The sequence below is a fragment of the Neobacillus sp. GCM10027624 genome (genome assembly GCF_042675345.1).
Taxonomy (GTDB): domain Bacteria; phylum Bacillota; class Bacilli; order Bacillales; family Cytobacillaceae; genus Neobacillus; species Neobacillus cucumis_D.
The window spans coordinates 362,685-381,434 of record NZ_JBHTHD010000003.1; the positions used below are offsets into that span (position 1 = coordinate 362,685).

An 18,750-nucleotide genomic window follows, 5' to 3' on the forward strand; every position below is an offset into this window, starting at 1 on the left:
AAACGATTACAGGTGATTTGATGGCGAAAAAAAAGAGAAGGCAAGCAAAAAAAAGGGATAACCAGTTAAAAAAGACTGTTCAATATGAATTAACAGCCTTAGCGTTATTAGCTTTAGCCATCATTTCAATGGCGAAGCTTGGGGCAGTTGGCAAAGCAACAGTCTTATTTTTCCGTTTTTGGATGGGCGAATGGTATATGCTCTGTTTAATTGGATTAGTGGTAATGAGTGTATATTTGATGTGGAAAAGAACTGTACCTTTTTTTTTCAATCTTAAATTAGTAGGCTCTTATTTTATTATTTCATCGATTCTTCTTTTAAGCCATGTGACATTGTTTGATCTTCTGTCAAACGGCGGACGATTTAAAAATCCTAGTGTAATCAATAATACTTGGGAATTGTTTATGATGGAAGTAAAGGGAGAAACCAGTACACACGATTTAGGTGGCGGGATGATTGGTGCTGTGTTATTTGCTTTATTTCATTTTCTATTTGCGGAAACCGGGACCAAAATTGTTGCGTTTATCTTTGTTCTGATTGGTTTTATTTTAATAACAGGAAAATCTTTTGGAGACTTTATTGGAAAAGTTCTCATGACCATTTTTGCCTTTGGAAAAAGTCAGTGGATCGCGTTTAAAGCAGACATGGCAGAGTGGAAACAAAAACAGGAAGAGCGGAAAGTGGAAAGAAGGAACCAGCAGCGGGAGCAACGGGGAAATCGACGTTCTAGAGTTCAGCCTGAAAACGCCAATCCGCCTGAGCCGGAGATGGAAGAGATTAGAATGCCTGAACCTATCATTTCAAGTTTTGCTGACAGGGCCTATCAGGATGACGCACCATCAGAAAGTGAACAACAAGAGAGAATGCAGGAAAATGCGATGGTACCAACCGTAGAAGAAGTTGATCAAAGTCCGCCGATTACGTTTACCGAGGTGGAAAATACAGCTTATGAACTGCCACCGCTTAGATTGCTGAGGATGCCGCGGAAAACAGACCAAAGTGGTGAGTATGAATTAATCCATGCAAACGCGGCAAAGCTTGAGCGGACGTTTCAAAGTTTTGGTGTTAAAGCGCGTGTAACCCAAGTTCATTTAGGGCCGGCAGTAACTAAATATGAGGTTCACCCGGATGTAGGGGTAAAGGTAAGTAAAATCGTTAGCCTGAGTGACGATTTAGCCCTTGCGCTAGCTGCAAGGGATATCCGGATTGAGGCACCTATCCCCGGAAAATCAGCTATTGGTATTGAAGTTCCTAATTCAGAAGTAGCAATGGTTTCACTAAGAGAGGTACTTGAAGCAACGCAAAATGATAAGCCTGATGCCAAGCTGTTAATAGGGTTAGGCAGGGATATAACAGGGGAAGCGGTTCTTGCAGAACTAAATAAAATGCCGCATTTACTTGTTGCCGGTGCTACAGGAAGCGGAAAAAGTGTTTGTATCAATGGGATTATTACTAGTATTTTAATGCGCGCAAAGCCGCATGAAGTAAAATTAATGATGATAGATCCAAAAATGGTTGAATTAAATGTTTATAATGGTATCCCCCATTTATTAGCACCAGTCGTTACCGATGCAAAGAAAGCATCTCAGGCACTAAAGAAAGTTGTTAGTGAAATGGAAAGACGTTATGAATTATTCTCCTATACTGGAACTAGGAATATTGAAGGTTATAACGATCATATGAAACGCCACAATTTGGAGACTGGAGAAAAACAGCCATTACTACCATATATTGTGGTTATAGTCGATGAGTTAGCGGATTTAATGATGGTTGCCTCTTCAGATGTTGAAGACTCCATTACAAGATTGGCACAAATGGCTCGTGCAGCCGGAATACACTTAATTATTGCAACTCAGCGTCCATCTGTTGATGTCATTACAGGGGTCATAAAAGCAAATATTCCATCAAGAATAGCTTTTGCGGTTTCAAGTTCAACTGACTCAAGGACGATCCTTGATATGGGTGGGGCGGAAAAACTTCTGGGCAGAGGGGATATGCTGTTTCTCCCGGTGGGGGAATCAAAGCCAATTAGGGTTCAGGGAGCCTTTCTCTCTGACGATGAGGTTGAGGATACAGTAAACTTTGTTATTGGACAACAAAAAGCACAATATCAAGAAGAAATGATTCCAGACGATCTTCCCGAAACCACGGGTGCGGTGGACGATGACCTATATGACGAAGCAGTTAATTTAATTATTGAAATGCAAACAGCCTCTGTTTCGATGCTGCAGCGGAGATTTAGAATTGGATACACGAGAGCTGCCCGGCTCATTGATGAAATGGAAGCACGCGGTGTCGTTGGACCATATGAAGGAAGCAAGCCGCGCGTAGTTTTGCTAACAAGTAAACCAAATGAGGAGATTAGTTCCTAAATAAATTAAAAAAGAGCCAGCTTTGGCTCTTTTTTCATATAATTTCACTAAAGAAACATATAATAGTGGGGAAACGCCTTATTCTAAAAGTCCTATATGATATATTTGGAAGAGGAATTATATCATATTTGCAGGTTCAAAACACTCGAAATTTCGACAAATTTCTTCATTTGTGGCTTTTTTCGACAAAATGAATAATTTCTATTTATTTATCACTGAAAAAATGTTATATTATTTTCGATTAGTAGGAATGATTATACATCAGATGTCTGATGTCTTAGGAAAAGGCTGGAGGAACCTGCATGTCTATTAGGTCAGATAATCGGCACTTGTATTTACAAGTTATCGATCGGTTAAAGCAAGATATTGAAGAAGGTGTTTATAAAGAAAAAGAAAAATTACCTTCAGAATTTGATCTTGCAAAACATCTAGGTGTAAGCAGGGCTACTCTTCGAGAGGCACTTCGTATTCTCGAGGAGGAAAATGTGATTATAAGGCGCCACGGAGTGGGAACCTTCGTAAACTCGAAGCCATTGTTTACTTCTGGGATTGAACAACTTAATAGTGTCACTGACATGATTAAGCAAGCGGGGATGAAACCGGGGACGATATTCCTAAGTTCATCTACCCAAAGACCTACCGAGGAGGATATTCGCCGTTTCTCATGTTCTATAAATGAGGAAATGGTTGTCATGGAACGGGTCAGAACTGCAAATGGGGAACCGGTTGTCTATTGTGTTGACAAGGTACCTGAAAATATTTTGCCCGAAACTTTTTCTCACGGGAAAGAGTCAATCTTCAAGATTTTAGAAGAAGAGGCGAATCGCAAAATTACATATGCAGTTGCCCAGATTGAACCAATTGGTTACCATGAGAAAATTTCCCCAATTCTAGAATGTGACCCTGAAACTGCTTTGCTTGTTTTAAAGCAAATGCATTTCGATGAAACGGATGAACCTATACTTTTTTCGGTAAACTATTTTAAAGCAGATAAGTTTAGTTTTCGTGTGCTTCGGAAAAGATTTTAATTTTTTTTAGGAGATTATGAAAACGGAAACATTTCTGCTTTCTTCCATTTCTACTTAATCAAAACAACAATCTTTAGGGGGTCAATATCTTGAAAAAGCGTAAAATTGGAATGGCGTTATCACTTGTTCTTGCTGCTGGAACACTTCTAGGTGCATGTGGAAAAAGCAATGATAACACAAACGATACTGCTAAAGATGGCGGCAAGAAAGAAAAAGCCTTTACTGTAGCAATGGTTACAGATGTCGGCGGTGTTGACGACAAATCATTTAACCAATCTGCTTGGCAAGGTCTTCAAGATTATGGTAAAGAAAATGGATTAACAAAGGGTAAAGAAGGATACGATTACCTTCAATCTACTTCTGATGCTGACTATTCAACAAACTTAAATACACTTGCACGTCAAGGCTTTAATTTAGTATTTGGAATTGGTTTCCTCATGCACAATGCTGTGGATGAGATTGCTAAACAACAACCTAAAAATAATTTTGCTATCATTGATGATGAAGTAAAAGAACCAAATGTTGCCAGCGTACTATTTAAAGAGCAAGAAGCTGCATTCCTTGCTGGTGTTGCGGCAGCCCTTCAAACAAAGACAAACAAAATCGGTTTCATCGGTGGTATGAAAATCCCTGTTATCGAACGTTTTGAAGCTGGTTTCTTAGCAGGTGTAAAAGCTGCTAAACCTGAAGCAAAAGTTGACGTACAGTATTCAGGTGCATTTGATAAAGCAGAACTAGGTCAAACTATTGCTTCTAAAATGTATTCTTCTGGTGATGACGTAGTATTCCATGCTGCTGGTGCGACTGGTAACGGACTATTCAAGGAAGCTTCTGACCTTAAGAAGAAAGATCCAAACAAGGAAATTTGGGCAATTGGTGTAGACCAAGACCAAAGCTTTATGGGTCCGGATGTTGTCTTAACATCTGCAATGAAACGTGTTGACCTTGCAGTTAAGGATATTGCTACAAAAGCGAAAGAAGGCAACTTCCCTGGAGGCCAAACAACTGTATACGGCTTACATGAGGATGGAGTTGGCTTAGCGCCAATTAATAGTAAAGCATCAAACAAAGCTGCCATTGAAAAAGCTGTTAAAGAATGGACAGATAAGATCAAATCAGGTGCTGTAAAAGTTCCTGGAACACTAAAAGAGTTAAAGACTTTTAAAGCTCAATAAATAAGAAAAGCGGAAGCGCCTCGTTCAGCCCCGACAAGTGCTGGCGGGACCGAAGCAACCTAGGAAAAAAGCAGTTCATTTTTTCCCTCGAGGGGCTAGGCGCTGGTGCTGGACAATTATCAAAGTCAAGAAATAATTCACTTTACTATACATAGCGGGTTTCAATTACCGGCCCGCTTATTTTTTGAACCTTAAATGAAGTGTAGAATTATATTTTTAATTCTACTTTTCAGTTAGGGTTTACCGAGGGAGAATTCCCTATTTTTTTAATAAAAATAAAGGTCTGACCTCTTACTACTTATGTATAAAATTTCAAAAACCTTTTAAAAGGAAGTGAGATAGGATGGAATATGTTATTGAAATGCTTAATATCCGCAAGGAATTTGGCAGCTTTGTTGCAAATGATAACATTACCCTTCAATTGAAAAAGGGAGAAATCCATGCGTTACTGGGGGAAAATGGAGCCGGGAAAACTACATTAATGAACGTCCTTTTTGGTTTATACCAACCAGAGCAAGGGGAGATTCGGGTTCATGGGAAACCTGTAAAAATATCAAATCCGAACATTGCCAATGACCTTGGAATTGGAATGGTGCATCAGCATTTTATGCTTGTTGATAAATTTACGGTAACAGAAAATATAATTTTAGGAAAAGAAATCACAACTGCCGGAAGGATTGATTTGAAAAAAGCGGAAAAAGAAGTTCGTGATATTTCAGAGCGTTATGGGTTAGCCGTTGATCCACAGGCTAAAATTTCGGATATCAGCGTAGGGATGCAGCAGCGGGTAGAAATTTTAAAGACACTCTATCGTGGTGCGGAAATATTGATTTTTGACGAACCTACCGCCGTTTTAACGCCTCAGGAAATTCATGAACTGATTCAAATCATGAAAACGTTGATAAAAGAAGGTAAATCCATCATTATCATTACTCATAAATTGAAAGAAATTATGGAGGTTGCTGACCGCTGCACGGTTATTCGTAAAGGAAAAGGGATCGGTACAGTCAATGTCAGTGAGACCAATCCAAATGAATTGGCAAATTTAATGGTTGGCCGTGAAGTTGTTTTTAAAACGGAAAAGAAACCGCCAAATCCGAAACAAGATGTGCTTGAGGTCAAGGATTTACTAGTGAAGGATTCACGCGGTGTAACGGTTGTAAATGGACTTAGCTTAACAGTTCGTGCGGGTGAGATTGTTGGAATTGCAGGAGTCGACGGGAATGGCCAATCAGAATTCATCGAGGCCATTACTGGATTAAGAAAGGCTGATAGCGGAAGTGTGAAAGTAAATGGAAAAGAACTTTTCGGGCTTTCACCGAGAAAAGTAACTGAATCCGGGGTCGGTCATATTCCACAAGACAGACATAAGCATGGTTTAGTTTTGAACTATCCAATTGCCGAAAATATGGTGCTGCAAACCTATTATAAAAAGCCATACTCAAAGAATGGAATATTAAATTTTAAAGAGATCTATAACAAAGCAAGAAAATTAATATCAGAATTCGATGTTCGAACTCCTAGTGAATATGCTTTGGCACGTGCATTATCTGGTGGTAATCAGCAGAAAGCGATTATCGGTCGTGAAGTAGACCGAAATCCAGAATTACTGATTGCTGCACAACCTACACGTGGTTTGGATGTCGGGGCAATTGAGTTTATTCACAAACGATTGATTGAGCAACGAGATAATGGGAAAGCAGTTTTACTGGTATCTTTTGAACTGGATGAAATTATGAATGTCAGTGACCGGATCGCCGTTATTTATGAGGGGAAAATTGTTGCAGTGGTAAATCCAAAAGAAACCACGGAACAAGAACTGGGATTGCTGATGGCCGGTTCGAATCGAAAAGAAGCGGGGGAAGGAACACATGTCTAAACGCTTACGCAATATTTTAACACCCATTATTGCTGTTATTTTAGGGGTTATTGTTGGGACCATCATCATGTTAGCAAGTGGTTATGACCCTGTTGCCGCCTATGCAGCATTGTGGGATGGTGCTTTTGGTGATATTTACTATATTGGAGAGGTAATCAGACAGGTAACTCCATATATTTTAGCAGGACTTGCTGTTGCCTTTGCTTTTAGAGTTGGATTATTTAATATCGGTGTTGAAGGTCAATTTATTGTTGGCTGGCTTGCCGCCGTTTGGGTAGGGGTATCTTTTGATTTACCAAAAATCATTCATTTACCGTTAGCAATCATCGCAGCAATGGTAGCTGGTGGACTTTGGGCTTTTATTCCAGGTCTCTTAAAAGCACGTTTCCGTGTGCATGAAGTAATTGTTACCATTATGATGAACTATGTTGCTTTGCATACTGTTAACTACATTATTAATAATAAATTAAATCAAGGGTCATCTAAAACCGGAATGGTTCGTGACTCAGCGTCATTACGTTCTCCATGGCTTGAAGAATTAACCACCCATTCAACCATGCACTGGGGGATCATTATTGCCATCATATGCTGCTTTATTATGTGGTTCCTATTAGAAAAAACAACCCGTGGTTATGAGCTGCGGGCCGTAGGATTCAACCAAGATGCAGCACATTATGCAGGGATGAGTGTAAATAAAAATATAATTCTATCAATGGTGATTTCCGGATGCTTCGCAGGAGTAGCCGGTGCAATGGAAGGTCTTGGTACTTTCGGATATATGGCGGTTCAAGGCGGGTTTACAGGCGTAGGCTTTAACGGAATTGCGGTTGCATTATTGGGCGGCAATACAGCACTTGGAGTATTTTTCGCAGCCCTTTTATTCGGTATATTAAAAATTGGAGCATTATCCATGCCGCTGGAGGCAGGAGTACCAAAGGAATTAGTTGATATCATTATTGCCTTGATTGTATTCTTTGTTGCTTCAAGTTATATCATAAGAATAGTTCTTGACCGATTCAGTAAGAAGGGGGTGAAGTAAGTGAGCTTAATGGAAATTTTGACGATTGTAGTACCTTCCACCTTATTATGGGCAGCTCCACTTGTCTTCACTGCATTAGGCGGTGTATTCTCTGAACGTTCCGGTGTTGTTAATATCGGACTTGAAGGATTAATGGTTATAGGTGCTTTTGCAGCAGTTGTCTTCAACTTAACTTTTGCCGGTACATTCGGTGCTGCAACTCCTTGGATATCGTTATTAGTAGCAATGGCAGCCGGAGCGATTTTTTCCATTCTCCATGCCGTGGCGGCAATCACATTCCGTGCGGACCATACAGTTTCCGGGGTGGCCATCAACTTGCTAGCAACAGGGCTTACCTTATTCCTTGTTAAATTAATTTACAATAAAGGTGAAACGGACATCATCCAACAAAGCTTTAGTAAAATCGATGTTCCAATTTTAAAGGATATCCCTGTTATTGGAAAAATCTTTTTCCAAAATACCTACTGGACTTCATTTGTAGCTATACTTGTTGCAATTATCGCATGGTATATTATTTATAAAACTCCATTCGGACTGCGTCTTCGTTCTGTGGGTGAACACCCAATGGCTGCAGATACAATGGGGATTAACGTAACCAAAATGCGTTATTTAGGGGTCATTATTTCCGGTGCTCTGGGCGGAATTGGGGGAGGAGTTTATGCTGAATCGATTTCATCAAACTTCAGCCATTCCACTATTAGCGGTCAAGGTTTTATGGCACTTGCTGCAATGATTTTTGGTAAATGGCATCCGCTGGGTGCGATGGGAGCGGCACTATTCTTTGGTTTTGCCCAAAGTATCAGTATTATCGGCTCAAGTTTACCTTTCTTAAAAAATATTCCGGATGTGTACCTATTAATTGCTCCATATGTGTTAACGATTTTAGCACTAGCGGGCTTTATAGGTCGGGCAGAAGCACCAAAAGCAGATGGTGTGCATTATATTAAAGGAAGTCGATAAGATTTCTACCCTTGGACCATAAGTCCAAGGGTTTTCTACGTTTGAAACTTGTGTGGGCCTACGTGGCAAATTATAGTAAAAGTATACGTCTGTTTAACTAAGGAAAAGATAAAATAACTGCATGATTTTTTACATATGGTTAGATAAGGGATTTTTTTAATTTGAAGGAGGTATGAAAATGGATGCTGTTGCAGACAAAATGACAGAGATGCAAGGATACAAGCTACATGTCATTGAAACAGATAAATATAAAACCAATACATTTATATGGAAAATGAAAGCACCATTATCGCAAGAGGACATAACCAAAAGGGCGCTGCTTCCCCATGTTTTACAAAGCAGTTCGGCAAAATTTCCATCTACTACGGCACTTCGTTCATATTTAGATGAATTATATGGAGCAACCTTGTTTGTGGATCTATCTAAAAAAGGTGAAAATCATGTTATAAGTTTTACCATCGAAATAGCCAATGAAAAATTTCTAAGTGACCCAAGTCCTTTATTGAAAAAAGGTTTTGAGTTATTGGCAGAAATATTAACGAAACCAAATGCTTCTGACAAAGCTTTCGATTCCGAGACAATCGAGAAAGAAAAAAGAACATTAAAGCAGAGAATTCAATCTGTTTATGATGATAAAATGAGATACTCCAATGTCCGTTTAATTGAAGAAATGTGCAAAGGGGAGCTGTATGCTCTCGATGTAAACGGGAACTTAGACGATGTTGATAAAATCACGCCAGAGACCTTATATGAATTTTATAAAAAAGCATTTTCTGAAGATGAATTAGATTTATATGTAATTGGTGATGTAAAAGAGGCAGAGGTTAAAAAAATAGCTGATGAATTGCTCAAATTTGAAACGCGAACACCGAAAAAACCGAACGCAGCAAATCAAAAGATGATTGAGCAAGTGAATGAAGTGAAAGAAAAGCAGGATGTCAAACAAGGAAAATTAAATATCGGATACCGTACCAATGTTCGCTATGGGGACCCTGATTATTTTGCCCTGCAAGTTTTCAATGGTATTTTCGGTGGTTTTTCTCATTCCAAACTATTTATTAATGTAAGGGAAAAAGCCAGCCTTGCCTACTACGCCGCAAGTCGCTTGGAAAGTCATAAAGGATTGATGATTGTCGTTTCGGGTATTGATTTAAAGAATTATGATCAAGCAGTTGGAATTATCCATGAACAAATGGAAGCGATGAAAAAGGGTGATTTTACGGAAGAAGAATTAAACCAGACGAAAGCTGTGATTCAAAACCAAATGCTTGAGACTATAGATACTTCAAGGGGCCTAATTGAAGTTTTATATCATAATGTGGTAGCTGATACCGATATTCATTTAAGTACCTGGGTTGAAGAAATGCAAAAAGTAACAAAGGAACAAATCGTGGCTGTTTCGGAAAAAATTCAGCTTGATACGATTTATTTCTTAACAGGAACGGAGGCGGGCCAATAATGGAGAAACTTAAGTTTGACCAGCTCCAGGAAGAACTTTTTCATGAGCAAATGGACAATGGACTACAAGTCTATATTTTACCGAAAAAGGGATTTAATAAAACCTATGCAACCTTTACGACCAAATATGGTTCTGTTGATAATAGCTTTATTCCGCTTGGGAAAGATGAGTATGTTAAGGTGCCTGATGGGATTGCCCACTTTTTAGAGCATAAGTTATTTGAAAAAGAAGATGGGGATGTTTTTCAGCAATTTAGCCGTCAAGGTGCATCCGCCAATGCCTTTACTTCGTTTACAAGGACTGCCTATTTATTTTCCAGCACTTCAGATGTAGAAAAAAATCTAGAAACGTTAATTGATTTTGTACAGGAACCTTATTTTTCGGAAAAAACAGTGGAAAAGGAAAAAGGAATCATTGGACAGGAAATTACGATGTACGATGATAATCCTGACTGGCGTCTCTATTTTGGCTTAATTGAAAATTTATATCAAAACCATCCGGTTAAAATTGATATTGCCGGGACAATTGAGTCAATTTCCCATATTACGAAAGATTGGCTTTACGAATGCTACAATACATTTTACCATCCAAGCAATATGCTATTGTTTATTGTCGGACCGGTTGATCCAAACGCGATTATGGATCAAGTAAGAGCAAACCAGGCGAAAAAACCATTTAAAGACCAGCCGGAAATCAAACGGAAATTTGACGAAGAGCCAGCTGCGGCTGCAGAAAAGAAACAGGTACTTGAAATGAATGTCCAAACGCCTAAGTGCTTAGTAGGAATCAAAGCTCTTCATGTGGATCAAAAAGGCGATGAACTGTTAAAAAATGAATTAACGACCAATATATTGCTTGATTTGTTATTCGGTAAGAGCTCGGAAAATTTTGATCGGCTCTATAAAGAGGGGCTGATTGATGACTCGTTTTCTTATGATTATACCCAAGAGCAGGGGTTTGGGTTTGCGATGGTCGGCGGGGATACAAGGGATGCAGATCAGCTTGCTGAAAGACTTGAAAAAATGCTTCTGGATGCAAAGAATGGCAGCATCTTCACGGAAGAGCAACTGGAGCGGACGAAAAAGAAAAAAATAGGATCGTTTTTAAGAGCAGTCAACTCTCCTGAATATATTGCCAATCAATTTACCCGGTATGCATTTAATGATATGGATTTATTTGATGTTGTTCCTACGCTTGAAAAGATAACCTTAAAGGATGTACAGCAATTGGCATCTGAAGTTGTTTCAGAAGAGCGATTTTCGGTTTGTCAGGTTATTCCGAAGAAACATTAGTTTAGGAAAGCGTCGGAGAACGGCGCTTTTTTATTATATTACTGTGTTAAAGATCCTTGTTGATTTTTAAACTTATTGATTGGAGCGGAAATCAACAGCCAAATTTAACATAGCCTATTATATAAATAGAAAGAGTGAGGCTTTTGAAAAAATATGCACTCATCACGGGAGCAAGCGGAGGTATCGGACAAGCAATTGCATTAACCTTAGCTGCAAATGGCTACCATCTATATTTACATTACAATCGAAATGAAAAAATGATAACGGATTTAATGGAAAAATTACAATCGTATGGCGGGGAGTATATGCCTATTCACGCGGATTTGGCAGATTCAAATGGATACAAAAAAATTTGTTCGCAAATTTTTTCACTTGATGCCATTATTCATTGCGGTGGCAACAGTCATTATGGACTGCTAGTGGATCTGTCACAGGAAGAGGCGGCAGCGTTACTGAACATACATGTTCTAAATCCTTTAATGATGACCAAAGAATTATTGCCGAAATTATATCGTAAGGGGTCAGGGAGTATCGTGGTCATTACTTCAATTTGGGGACAAACCGGAGCTGCCTGTGAAGTTGCCTATTCCACTGCGAAGGGCGCTCAAATAGCCTTTGTGAAAGCGTTAAGTAAAGAAGTAGCTCGGAATGGCATCCGAGTAAATGCGATTGCTCCTGGTGCCGTAGCAACGCCGATGATGACGGGTTTTACTAAGGAAGAATTGGAATCCATCCATGAAGAAATCCCAATGGGAAGGCTTGGATTACCGGAAGAAATCGCAAAAGGCACCGCCTTTTTATTATCTGAAGAATCGTCGTACATAACAGGACAAATTCTTGCCATAAACGGTGGCTGGTACACTTAAAAATTAAATTTTAAGATGAATAAATCCCTTTGGAAAGTCACAAAATATCCTTGTACTATTCTAAAGGAGGGTTTTAAATGTCTGTTTTAGATAACTGGAAACAGTGGGAAGACTTTTTAGCTGATCGTCTGCATCATGCGCAAAATGAGGGAATGAGTGAGGGAGCTGTCAACAACCTTGCATTTCAAATTGGTGATTATTTAGCAAGCCAGGTAGAGCCAAAAAATGAGCAGCAAAGAGTTCTTTCAGATTTATGGTCTGTTGCAGACAAACAAGAACAACAAGCTATTGCCAATATAATGGTTAAACTTATTTCAAATAACGGTACTCGTTAAGAGAGAGGCAGGTCCTCTCTTTTTTTCTTTGTTTATATTTTCTCCCTGATTTAAGGTCATTCTCCTTGTTTTTTCTTTCATCTTCACTCAAAATCATTTATTATAAGGTTTAGATATCGGAATGTGAAAATTTGTCGAATCATTCACGCCTATACTTAGGGGGTTTTTATTGTGGAGAAAAAAGAATGGTATTTAGAATATGAGATTCAAAAAAACCGTCCCGGTTTGTTGGGCGACATTTCATCGCTATTAGGTATGCTTGCCATTAATATTGTAACGATTAATGGTGTGGATGAAGGCAGACGCGGCCTTTTAATTAAAGCAAAAGATGATGATCAAATTAAACGTTTAGAGTCAATTCTTAATACAATGGATACAATAAAATTAATCAAGTTGAGAGAACCAAAACTGCGTGATCGTCTCGCCGTCAGACATGGGCGTTATATACAGAGAGATGCGGATGATAAAAAAACATTCCGCTTTGTAAGGGATGAACTTGGATTATTAGTTGATTTTATGGCAGAATTGTTTAAACAGGAGGGCCATAAGTTAATTGGAATTCGTGGGATGCCTCGTGTTGGCAAAACAGAATCTCTTGTTGCGGCAAGTGTTTGTGCGAATAAAAGGTGGTTGTTCGTTTCTTCCACTCTTTTAAAACAAACAATCCGAAATCAGCTAATTCAAGATGAGTATAATGAAAATAATTTATATATTTTGGATGGGATTGTCTCAACGAAACGTGCAAGTGAACGCCATTGGCAGCTTGTTCGTGAAATAATGCGTATGCCTGCCGTGAAGGTAATAGAACATCCAGACGTTTTCGTTCAAAATTCAGAGTACACACTCGATGATTTTGATTACATTATCGAGTTAAGAAATGACGCGGACGAAGAGATTACATATGAGGTAGTAGAACAGAATAACTTACTCTCCGGGTCTGATTTTGGAGATTTTGATTTTTGAAAATTGGAAGGTGTTAAAAGTTGACTGAATTAGGTAATCGACTAAAAGAAGCCCGATTAGCCAAAAACTTGAGTTTGGACGATGTACAGGCAATTACAAAAATCCAAAAGCGTTACTTAATTGGTATTGAAGAAGGAAATTACTCTAGTATGCCGGGGAATTTTTATGTCCGTGCCTTTATTAAGCAGTATGCAGAGGCGCTTCAACTAAATCCCGATGAAGTTTTTGAAACCTATAAAAGTGATATCCCTATCACTCATAATGAAGAAATAACGGATCAATTATCGAGGGTGAAAAGCCGCAAAGCGATTTCAGAAGGGAATTCGAAATTTTTTGATGTGCTTCCGAAAATACTAATTGGTGTTTTTGTTATTGGGGTTGCAGGGTTAGTCTATTATTTTCTATTAAGTCATGCGAGCAGTGATTCGAATGAATCCATTAATAAGATGAATGACCAGGCTAAACTTGAAAAGTCTCAAAATCTTGAAGAGGCAAAAGCGACAGAAACAAAAAAATCAAAAGCTACAAAAGTTAAAAACAGTACAAATGAAAATAAGAACAACGGAAATACTTCTGCTGAAACCGCTTCTCAGCAGGATTTAAAAGTGGTTCAAAGCAGCGGCCCAAATACCACATTTAAATTAAGCAACACAGATAAATTTAAAGTTAAATTGGTTTCAAAGGGTCAAACATGGGTGAATATTAAGAATGGCAAGGGTTATTCTTTCTTCCAGGGGATGCTAACTACAGATGGTACAGATAGTAAAACAGTAGATTTATCGAAGGAAAATCAGGCTGTGATTGTTGTAGGCAGAACATTGGACACGGAGATTTATGTAAATGATCAAAAGCTAGAGTATGCAGTGGCACCGACTGAAATGGTTCGTCAGAACATTACGATTCAATATGTTCCGAAGAACAAATAGTCATCGTAATGATGACTATTTTTCAGTTTTTTATTAAATTGAAATAGTTTAGTTTATTTCAATTGTGTTCTTGTTTTTTAATTAGGAGGAAATTTTATGAATATACCAAATAGGATAACGGTATCGAGAATATTATTAATTCCAATATTCTTAATCATTATGCTAGTCCCCTTTAAATGGGGAAATTTACATTTGCTTGGAGTTGACCTGCCGGTTACCCATTTTGTTGGGGCTCTTATCTTTATTATTGCCTCTACTACTGACTGGGTGGACGGGTATTACGCCCGCAAATATAATCTTGTGACAAATATGGGGAAATTCCTAGATCCCCTCGCTGATAAATTACTTGTTTCTGCAGCTTTGATTGTGCTAGTTGAGCTGGGGTACGCTGCGTCATGGATTGTCATTGTCATCATTAGCAGGGAGTTTGCGGTTACGGGACTACGCCTGCTGCTTGCCGGTGAAGGCGAGGTTGTTGCGGCAAATATGCTTGGGAAAATTAAAACGTGGACGCAGATCATTGCGATTTCTGCACTTCTATTACATAATATTTTGTTTGAAATGGTCTCATTCCCATTTGCTGATATTGCCTTATGGGTAGCATTGATTTTTACCATCTGGTCGGGCTGGGATTATTTTGCGAAAAACAGCCATGTGCTGAAGAATTCTAAATAATAGGAAGTGATGGATTGTGAACGCAGAAATTATCGCGGTTGGCTCAGAGTTACTTCTTGGGCAAATTGTCAATACAAATGCACGGTTTATCTCTCAGCATTTAGCAGGTGCAGGCATTAATGTCTATTATCATACCGTAGTTGGAGATAACCCTGATCGTTTAAAATCCGCTATCGAGATTGCCGAAGACCGATCTGATTTGATTATTTTTACAGGCGGTCTGGGGCCAACGAAAGATGATTTGACGAAAGAAACGATTGCAAAGCATATCGGTAAGGAATTGGTTTTTGACGAAAATGCCTTGGAGTCAATTGAGGCTTATTTTAAGAAAACAAATCGTCAGATGACGGAAAATAATCGGAAACAAGCACTTGTATTAGAAGGCTCTCACGTTTTGGCCAATGATCACGGGATGGCACCGGGAATGGTGGTTGAGAGTAAGGGGCATGTTTATATGCTATTGCCTGGACCGCCGAAGGAAATGGAACCGATGTTCATTGAATACGGTCTTACGGCATTGTCATTGCAAGTGAAGAGTAATGATAAAATTGTATCCAGAGTGCTACGCTTTTTCGGGATTGGCGAAGCCGCATTGGAAACTGAAATTATCGATCTCATTGATTCACAGAGTAATCCTACGATTGCCCCATTAGCTGGTGATGGCGAGGTAACCTTAAGATTAACGGCGAAGCATCAGGACCATGATATGGCTATTAAAATGCTCGATGAGATTGAGCAAAAGATTAGTGCCCGAGTCGGACAATTTTTATATGGCTATAACAATACATCGCTAGTTGAAGAGTTAAGCAAAGTTTTAAAAGCGAAGAATGTAACCATTGGGGCTGCCGAAAGCCTGACAGGCGGAATGTTTCAGAAGGAGTTAACCTCCGTCCCCGGTGCAAGTTCGATTTTAAAAGGCGGCGTTGTTTGCTATACAAATGAAGTGAAACACCAGGTGTTAAAAGTGAAGCAGGAAACTATTGATACGTACGGAGTTGTAAGTGAGCAGAGTGCGTTGGAGTTAGCTGAAAATGTTTCAAGTCTTGTAGGTGCGGATATTGGCATCAGTTTTACAGGAGTTGCCGGACCGGATGAACAGGAAGGAAAGCCGGTTGGTACGGTTTATATTGGACTTTCTATTAAGGGACAACCGGGTGTTGTGGAAAAAGTAATCCTTGCCGGTTCAAGGGAAGCGAACCGGACCCGTGCAGTGAAATTTGGTTGCTATTATTTGCTTAAACATTTAAAAGAATCACAGAATGCTTAGAGGCGTTCTGTGATTCTTTTTTGTTTTGATTGGGGGGCAATGTGGAATAAAGAGGTAGGAGTGGAAAATAAAACAGGGAAAGTGGAAAGTATTTTGTGAAAATCGGAAAATAAAATACTCTAAGTGGAAAATAAGGACTTGAAATACCTAATTTTCATCAAAAATTTGACTCTATTTTGATACTACCTTTGATTAATAATCTAATTCTGGCTAATTTGAGGGCAATGGAAAATAAAATTGCTCAAGTGGAAAATAAATAGTGAAAACTAGAAAGTATTTTGTGGAAATCGGAAAATAAAATGCTCAAAGTGGAAAATAGGGACTTGAAATACCTAATTTTCATCAAAAATTTGACTCTAAATTGATAGTACCTAGGATTAATAGTCTAATTTTCGGGTCTTTTAAGGGTATTGGAAAATAAGATGGCTCAAGCGGAAACTAAATAGTGTAAACTGGAAAGTTTTATACTCTAACTGGAAAATAAGATGGGATATGTGGTAAGTACAATCAATCGCTAAAAAATTAAAATGTAATTATCAGATAATAATTGGATTCCTTTATTTGCCTTGGGCAAATTCATATAAAAGTTCCATTTATCCGACGGATTTACCTGTTTTTACATATAGATTCCACGCAATTTAGTCGAATGAATGTTCGTCTTTTTTCTCGACAAAAAGACGAAAAGAGGTTATATTATTAATAGGTTTTAATTTAATAGTTTGTGGCTTTAATCATTATATTTATATATATGAGGAGGAACGATTTAGTGAGTGATCGTAAAGCGGCTTTAGAAATGGCTCTAAAGCAAATAGAGAAGCAATTTGGTAAAGGCTCAATAATGAAAATGGGTGAGCAGACAGAAACAAGGATTTCAACAGTACCAAGTGGATCATTAGCACTTGATACAGCTCTTGGAGTAGGTGGATACCCAAGAGGAAGAATAATTGAAATTTATGGTGAATGATTTTCGCAACTCAAGTTTTTTACTTTTATTAGTTTGCGAAACTCGCCCGCTTATTGGGAAACCAATAAGACGAAAGGGGCAAAATCGGAAAACATCTCATTGTTTGAGAAAATTCCGAGGTAACTGGATGAATTAAAAAGCATCAAGTACCGTAACGCGTACCGAGTGAACCTACAAATGTAGAATATAACCTCGGCAAGAGTGTCCCTTCCCTAACGGATTATGCTGAGGGAGAATATGTACGCTGAGCTGAGTTGGAATCGACCAACTGTAGTTATACGTTTACCAGAGCGTGTAATAATGAGGGTGACCTCCAGAAGCAAGGATAAAAAGCCTTGTGTATAACAATCCTGCCCGAATCATCTGGTAAAACCACAGTAGCATTACATGCAATTGCAGAAGTACAAGCAAAAGGCGGCCAAGCAGCATTTATTGACGCCGAGCATGCACTCGATCCAACTTATGCCCAAAAACTTGGTGTTAACATTGATGAATTATTATTATCGCAGCCAGACACAGGTGAACAAGCCCTTGAAATTGCTGAAGCACTTGTTCGAAGCGGTGCAGTCGATATTATTGTTATCGACTCAGTAGCAGCCTTAGTTCCAAAAGCGGAGATTGAGGGCGAAATGGGTGACGCTCATGTAGGTTTGCAGGCACGTTTAATGTCTCAAGCCCTTCGTAAACTATCAGGTGCCATCAATAAATCAAAAACAATCGCAGTATTTATCAACCAAATTCGTGAAAAAGTTGGAGTTATGTTCGGAAATCAACTTGTAGTTGTTTCTTAATCTAACACAGAGATTAAGAATTTTACTCTGGGTTTCCCTTGCTAGCGATAGCAAGTAAAAAAACCTTGTGAACCCTATTGCCTAGGGGTGTGATGGAAACATTGCTAACGGTGAAGCCCGCCAATCATGGGTAATACCGTGCCAAGCCTTATAGTTATAAGGAAGGTGTAGAGACTACCAAAAGGAGTTCAATTGAGCTAACCGAGTAGGGTACGGCAGAAGATAGGCTGCTGCTGGAAGTGCAAGGCTCTCTAACATAGAGATGAAGAGATAGTCCACACTATAGAAATGGTAAATCTATAGAATATGCCAGAAACAACACCAGGCGGTCGTGCGCTTAAGTTCTATTCAACGATCCGTCTTGAAGTCCGCCGTGCAGAAACCTTAAAACAAGGAAATGACATGGTCGGTAATAAAACAAAAATTAAAGTCGTCAAAAATAAAGTTGCACCTCCATTCCGTACAGCAGAAGTGGATATTATGTATGGTGAAGGGATTTCTAAAGAGGGTGAGATCATCGATCTTGGCTCAGAATTAGATATCGTTCAAAAGAGTGGTTCTTGGTATTCTTATAACGACGAAAGACTTGGCCAAGGACGTGAAAATGCGAAACTATTCTTAAAAGAAAACCCTGAAATTCGTCTGGACATTCAACAGAAAATTCGTGATCACTACGGATTAGATGGAGATAAGACTGTTACCGAGACAGACGAACCAGATCAATTTGAACTAATTGACTAAAATAAAAGAGCAAATCCG

At 38.9% G+C, this 18,750-nt stretch carries 14 protein-coding genes and 3 pseudogenes; all 17 read left to right on the forward strand.

The annotated features are described in order from the left end of the window. Window positions 1-20 precede the first annotated feature (20 nt). Window positions 21-2,372, forward strand: coding sequence for an FtsK/SpoIIIE family DNA translocase (locus ACFQZ9_RS06750; RefSeq protein ID WP_498942828.1), 2,352 nt, complete (start codon window positions 21-23; stop codon window positions 2,370-2,372). Window positions 2,373-2,674: 302 nt separating this feature from the next. Further along, window positions 2,675-3,400 (forward strand): GntR family transcriptional regulator, encoded by a 726-nt coding sequence (locus ACFQZ9_RS06755; protein ID WP_026574906.1) that lies wholly within the window; start codon window positions 2,675-2,677, stop codon window positions 3,398-3,400. Between the two features lie 89 nt (window positions 3,401-3,489). Then, on the forward strand, window positions 3,490-4,575 hold the full coding sequence (locus ACFQZ9_RS06760; RefSeq protein ID WP_198311238.1) for a BMP family lipoprotein: 1,086 nt from the start codon (window positions 3,490-3,492) through the stop codon (window positions 4,573-4,575). Window positions 4,576-4,918: 343 nt separating this feature from the next. Further along, window positions 4,919-6,454, forward strand: a complete 1,536-nt coding sequence (locus tag ACFQZ9_RS06765) for an ABC transporter ATP-binding protein (protein ID WP_133332763.1) — start codon at window positions 4,919-4,921, stop codon at window positions 6,452-6,454. Then, entirely contained in the window at window positions 6,447-7,493 is a 1,047-nt protein-coding gene (locus ACFQZ9_RS06770; protein WP_498942829.1) for an ABC transporter permease, read from the forward strand. Before ACFQZ9_RS06765 ends, ACFQZ9_RS06770 begins: the two co-directional genes overlap by 8 nt. Beyond that, window positions 7,494-8,453, forward strand: coding sequence for an ABC transporter permease (locus tag ACFQZ9_RS06775; RefSeq protein ID WP_498942830.1), 960 nt, complete (start codon window positions 7,494-7,496; stop codon window positions 8,451-8,453). It abuts the gene before it with no gap. Between the two features lie 178 nt (window positions 8,454-8,631). Then, window positions 8,632-9,912, forward strand: coding sequence for a M16 family metallopeptidase (gene yfmF / locus ACFQZ9_RS06780; RefSeq protein WP_498942831.1), 1,281 nt, complete (start codon window positions 8,632-8,634; stop codon window positions 9,910-9,912). Further along, on the forward strand, window positions 9,912-11,204 hold the full coding sequence (gene yfmH / locus ACFQZ9_RS06785; protein ID WP_498942832.1) for an EF-P 5-aminopentanol modification-associated protein YfmH: 1,293 nt from the start codon (window positions 9,912-9,914) through the stop codon (window positions 11,202-11,204). Before yfmF ends, yfmH begins: the two co-directional genes overlap by 1 nt. Window positions 11,205-11,347: 143 nt before the next feature. Then, complete coding sequence (gene ymfI / locus ACFQZ9_RS06790; protein ID WP_498942833.1) at window positions 11,348-12,070, forward strand: elongation factor P 5-aminopentanone reductase; 723 nt, start codon at window positions 11,348-11,350, stop codon at window positions 12,068-12,070. A gap of 77 nt (window positions 12,071-12,147) precedes the next feature. Next, the gene (locus tag ACFQZ9_RS06795) at window positions 12,148-12,405 is read left to right on the forward strand and encodes a DUF3243 domain-containing protein (RefSeq protein WP_026574914.1); all 258 of its coding nucleotides are present in this window, start codon (window positions 12,148-12,150) and stop codon (window positions 12,403-12,405) included. A gap of 171 nt (window positions 12,406-12,576) precedes the next feature. After that, on the forward strand, window positions 12,577-13,368 hold the full coding sequence (locus ACFQZ9_RS06800) for a DUF3388 domain-containing protein (RefSeq protein ID WP_198311244.1): 792 nt from the start codon (window positions 12,577-12,579) through the stop codon (window positions 13,366-13,368). 20 nt (window positions 13,369-13,388) lie between these two features. After that, window positions 13,389-14,294 carry a helix-turn-helix domain-containing protein gene (locus tag ACFQZ9_RS06805; RefSeq protein ID WP_198311245.1) on the forward strand — a complete coding sequence of 302 codons (906 nt, stop codon included), beginning with the start codon at window positions 13,389-13,391 and terminating at the stop codon, window positions 14,292-14,294. A gap of 96 nt (window positions 14,295-14,390) precedes the next feature. After that, window positions 14,391-14,969, forward strand: a complete 579-nt coding sequence (gene pgsA / locus ACFQZ9_RS06810; protein ID WP_133332417.1) for a CDP-diacylglycerol--glycerol-3-phosphate 3-phosphatidyltransferase — start codon at window positions 14,391-14,393, stop codon at window positions 14,967-14,969. Window positions 14,970-14,985: 16 nt separating this feature from the next. Beyond that, entirely contained in the window at window positions 14,986-16,236 is a 1,251-nt protein-coding gene (locus tag ACFQZ9_RS06815) for a competence/damage-inducible protein A (protein WP_498942837.1), read from the forward strand. A 766-nt stretch (window positions 16,237-17,002) separates the two neighbouring features. Next, window positions 17,003-17,194: pseudogene (locus ACFQZ9_RS06820) on the forward strand (recombinase RecA); the annotation flags it as partial. 359 nt (window positions 17,195-17,553) lie between these two features. After that, a pseudogene (locus ACFQZ9_RS06825) lies at window positions 17,554-17,970 on the forward strand (recombinase RecA family protein); the annotation flags it as partial. A 330-nt stretch (window positions 17,971-18,300) separates the two neighbouring features. Beyond that, a pseudogene (locus ACFQZ9_RS06830) lies at window positions 18,301-18,732 on the forward strand (recombinase RecA family protein); the annotation flags it as partial. Window positions 18,733-18,750: the final 18 nt, after the last annotated feature.